5 protein-coding genes and 1 tRNA gene are annotated in these 3,775 nt (G+C 55.6%); 3 read left to right on the plus strand and 3 right to left on the minus strand.

Annotation, left to right across the window (positions count from 1 at the left end; genetic code table 11):
* Positions 1 to 2: 2 nt before the first annotated feature.
* Positions 3 to 75: transfer RNA gene (locus KB557_RS09555), tRNA-Ile, on the minus strand.
* Between the two features lie 21 nt (positions 76 to 96).
* The gene (locus KB557_RS09560) at positions 97 to 537 is read right to left on the minus strand and encodes an Occludin/ELL family protein (protein WP_255133629.1); all 441 of its coding nucleotides are present in this window, start codon (positions 535 to 537) and stop codon (positions 97 to 99) included.
* Positions 538 to 627: 90 nt separating this feature from the next.
* On the opposite strand from KB557_RS09560, the gene pyrE reads away from it, so the two are divergent.
* Together pyrE and KB557_RS09570 are read left to right on the plus strand one after the other, a co-directional pair.
* Complete coding sequence (gene pyrE, locus KB557_RS09565) at positions 628 to 1,158, plus strand: orotate phosphoribosyltransferase (RefSeq protein WP_255133637.1); 531 nt, start codon at positions 628 to 630, stop codon at positions 1,156 to 1,158.
* Positions 1,158 to 2,027 (plus strand): folate-binding protein YgfZ, encoded by an 870-nt coding sequence (locus KB557_RS09570; protein ID WP_255133631.1) that lies wholly within the window; start codon positions 1,158 to 1,160, stop codon positions 2,025 to 2,027. Before pyrE ends, KB557_RS09570 begins: the two co-directional genes overlap by 1 nt.
* Here the strand turns inward: KB557_RS09570 and KB557_RS09575 are convergent.
* Positions 1,985 to 3,391 (minus strand): TM0106 family RecB-like putative nuclease, encoded by a 1,407-nt coding sequence (locus tag KB557_RS09575; RefSeq protein WP_255133633.1) that lies wholly within the window; start codon positions 3,389 to 3,391, stop codon positions 1,985 to 1,987. The genes KB557_RS09570 and KB557_RS09575 overlap by 43 nt on opposite strands.
* Positions 3,392 to 3,409: 18 nt before the next feature.
* On the opposite strand from KB557_RS09575, the gene KB557_RS09580 reads away from it, so the two are divergent.
* The coding region (locus KB557_RS09580) for an MBL fold metallo-hydrolase (RefSeq protein WP_255133635.1) at positions 3,410 to 3,775 on the plus strand (366 nt) is incomplete at its 3' end.

Below are 3,775 nucleotides of genomic sequence, written 5' to 3' on the forward strand. Positions count from 1 at the left end.
GATGGGGGTCCCGAGGATCGAACTCGGCTAAGGCGAATTATGAGTTCGCTGCATTCACCAGATTGCTAGACCCCCGCGTTTCTAGTCTCCCAGATTCTATTTTCCCATGCTGCTTGGAAGATCGCGTACCCGCAGTGGAATTGGGTTGCTTTGCTCTTGCATTAAGGCTTTTGTGGTGTTTTCTACCGCGGAGCCATCCCACACGATGGTTTGGTCGGGGAAGCCAAAACCCATCACTTTGGTGCCATCGCCACCGCCCATGCTGATCCCCAGAATATCGGTGATTTGGTGAGTGATATCAATGCCACGGGCGTAGGGGGAGCTGTAAGAAAAAAAGCGTTGCTCAATTAAATCGTTAGTGGTTTGCACCAGCCCACAACGGGTTACTTCCACTGCTGTTGATTTGATTTCAGTGTTTGCAGCACTGGGGGCTTCAAAACTGGTGGTGCAAACTACAGGCCCAGCGAGCGCAGAAACACAACTCAATAAACCAGCACCAAAAAGTATCGAAATAGCGCCAGGCAATCTGAACTTCATGCTCTTTTAGGCGTAACGGTCTGCGCCAGGTTAAAAACGATCTAGCTATTTCGCCAGTGAGCAATTTTGAGCCTTGATCCCTTATTGCAAATGTTGGCGTTGCATGCCTACAGGCGCGGCCAGTTCACTTTGGCTTCTGGTAAGAGCAGTGAGCATTACGTGAATTGCAAACCGGTCACCCTCAGCGGCAAAGGTGCTCTGCTGCTGGCACCAAGGCTGCTTGAGCTGGTGGAACCTGAGGCGGTGGCGGTGGCAGGGCTCACCCTCGGCGCCGACCCAATGGTGAGCTGGGTGGCCCATGGGGCAGCGCTGGCTGGCCGCAATCTTGATGCCTTGATTGTGCGTAAAGAAGCAAAAGGCCATGGCACTGGAGCTTGGCTTGAAGGCCCGCTACCCGTTGCGGGTTCGTTGATCACCCTTTTGGAAGATGTTGTTACCAGTGCTGGCTCCGCTCTCAAGGCGGTGCAGCAACTGCGAGCAGCGGGCTATCTGGTGCAGAGAGTGGTGGCGATTGTTGATCGCGAAGAGGGTGGTGAGGCGGCACTCAGGGCTGAGGGTTTGGAGTTGCATTCGCTTTATCGCCTCAGTGAGGTGGCAACTATCCACCAACAATTGAGCTGATGAACCCTGCAATCGCCTCTAGTTTTGATCCCTGGGCCCTACCCCCATTGCCTTGGCGGTTTTGCTTTGAGGTGAGCCGAATCGCAATCCATGGCAAGGGCAGTTTGCGCTTACTTCATGGCCAAACCAGCCAAGCCCTTTTGGATTTAGCGCCTGGAGAACAACGAGCCACCTGTTTTGTGAATGCCACCGCCTGGTTAGCGGCCCTTGCTGAGTTAACAGCAAGCGAGGCAGGCGCTGAATTACTCGTAACCGCAGGGGCTGGAGCAGAGGTGTATCGCGCCTTGGATCGGGTGATTTTTCCTGCTGATCAGGTGCAATTGCAGGCGCTGGAAACATTGCTATGGCATGGCTTGGTAGAAGAGCAAGGGGCAGAAAATGGAGCCGGTTGGGGCTTAGCTGGTCGCCATTGGTTGCTCAGCGCCGAAGCGCCACTACCTGCAGCGCTTCAGCAGGTGCAGCCCCTAGGCGCTGATCTTCAGGAGTTGTTGCGTTACCGCCAGGGCATCCCCGCTGCTCCAGGTGAACTAAATGCAGGCATCAATCCATTTGAACTTGGCCTTGATGGGCGGGTGAGCCTCGATAAAGGTTGCTATTTAGGGCAAGAAACCCTTGCAAAGTTGCATTCGCGAGCAGGGGTAAAGCAGCAGCTGCGGCGCTGTTATGCACCGCCTGGTGTGCTGTTGCCCCAAGCTGGCGCGGCCTTGCTGGGGCCAAATGGGGAAAGGGCTGGCAGCATTACTTCTTGCCAAGTTGGCCCTCAAGGCACTTGGGGGTTAGCACTGCTAAGGCGTGATTGGTTTGAATGTGAAAACCTTGCTGGAGTTCAGTTTTCGTTGCCGGCGGCAGCATCATTCAGCAGCCATTGAGCAACTGCCCAGGTAGCGAGGCAGTCGTCGCGGTTGTATTGAAAAATCCGTTGCAATTGGTGGCGGTTACCGCGTGCACGCCACTGGCGCCACCACAACACACATCGGGCCCCCTCGGCTGCCGGTTGGCTCCAGCGAAATCCCCGCCAGCTGGCCACAGCTTTAAGGCCGTAGCTATCCACAGGCAAGCGCCAATGCTGCCGCACTCTTTTGTGTAAGTCGATCAAACCTGCAGGAGCTACAGCCCCTTGCCGCGCAGCTAGGCGCCGCAGGGCAATTGCTTCAGTTTCGCCGTAATGCAACACAGGCCAACCGGGATAGGCAGCAAGCAGGGCTTGCAAGCGCTGCCAAAGCCTTGCCTCGCCATGTTCTTGCAGGGCAAGCAACGGCTGATATTTGGCTCTTGCCGTTGCAGGCCATTGGCCAGAGCTGTTGCGGCGCAGGATTAAGAAGCCGTGCAAAAAATCATCGCGAGCATCGGGATCTGATTCGATGTCGTAAACCAAAACCCCAGGGGCTGCAGCTAGTTCCGGCAGTGGTGAATCATTTAGCTCGTCTGCTGGCGCAAGCCGTTCAGCGTTGCCGCTTTCCTGCACCCGGGCCTGGGCAATTAATTCGAGTGCTAATTCGGGCCGCTGTTCGCCGTTGGCTTCCAGCCGGGCCATCAGCACCATGGGATCAATCGCAGCTAAGGCGGAACGATTGTGAATACCAAGCTGCTGCAATAGCTCTTGCCGTTTTCCGCCAATACCACTCACCTGGCTCAATTCGCCGTTTGCTTCTGCCACCTGGTTGCAACTGCGGCGCCAGCAGCAAAGCGTGCATTTTTTGCGGTCTTGGGTGAGTGGCGGCGGTTGCAGCTGCTGGAGATCTGTTTGGAGGCGGGTTAGGGCTTGATCCAGTTGGCGCGGCAACTGGCCTGTGAGATTCACAGGTTCCTTCAAGCCTTGGGGCGTGAGCAGCAAGCCCGTAGTAACTGGGGCCCCTTGATAATTGGCCACCAAGCGCCCCCAAAAGGCAAGGGTGAGGCGGTGTTCGCGGGTGCCGTGGCGGCCTGGCTGCAGTAGCACCGGTTGATAACTAAAAGCGCCTAATTGGCTTGCTTGCGGCCGCTGCAGCAGCAGGGTGGGCCTACCCCTCAAATTGCCTTGCTGCAACAACAGCTGCCTGATCGAACCTTTGTTTTGCAATAACACCTGCAAGCGCAGCTCGCGATCAGCCAGCTGCAGCGCCCTATGGGGATTCCATATTTTTTCACTGGGGTTGCCATGGCGATCTAGCCATGCCTTGCGATGGCAGCGCAGCCAACTGCGTAATTGCCGGTCGGTGAGCACAGATTCGCTGGTAATACGTTGCTGGCCCATCTTCCCAAGCTAGAAGGGATGCGAAGTTTTAAAGCTGATATGCATCTCACTTACTACGGAGCGAATGGATGGTTGCTAGAGCTCGGCGGTGTGAGGGTATTGCTGGATCCATGGCTCACTGGCCCGTTGCAATTTGGCTCTGCCACATGGTTTTTTGAAGGGCGCTTACCCCACGACTGGCCGGTACCTGAAAATCTTCATCTCTTGCTTTTAAGCCAGGGTTTGCCTGATCACGCCCATCCGCCAAGCCTTGCGTTACTGCCAAAAAACCTGCCGGTGCTGGGTTCTTGCTCAGCAATAAAGCTGGCTAGCTCCCTTGGTTTCACTAATTGCAAAGCGCTTAAACCAAGAAATCAGCATCAGCATGGTTGCCTGCAAATTGAA

Origin of the sequence: Synechococcus sp. Cruz CV12-2-Slac-r, from assembly GCF_024346075.1 — a bacterium.
Taxonomy (GTDB): domain Bacteria; phylum Cyanobacteriota; class Cyanobacteriia; order PCC-6307; family Cyanobiaceae; genus Synechococcus_D.

Coding starts and splice junctions, on each gene's coding strand:
- KB557_RS09560 (WP_255133629.1), bottom strand. CDS start 537: ATGAAGTTCAGATTGCCTGGCGCTATTTCGATACTTTTTGGTGCTGGT.
- pyrE (WP_255133637.1), top strand. CDS start 628: ATGTTGGCGTTGCATGCCTACAGGCGCGGCCAGTTCACTTTGGCTTCT.
- KB557_RS09570 (WP_255133631.1), top strand. CDS start 1,158: ATGAACCCTGCAATCGCCTCTAGTTTTGATCCCTGGGCCCTACCCCCA.
- KB557_RS09575 (WP_255133633.1), bottom strand. CDS start 3,391: ATGGGCCAGCAACGTATTACCAGCGAATCTGTGCTCACCGACCGGCAA.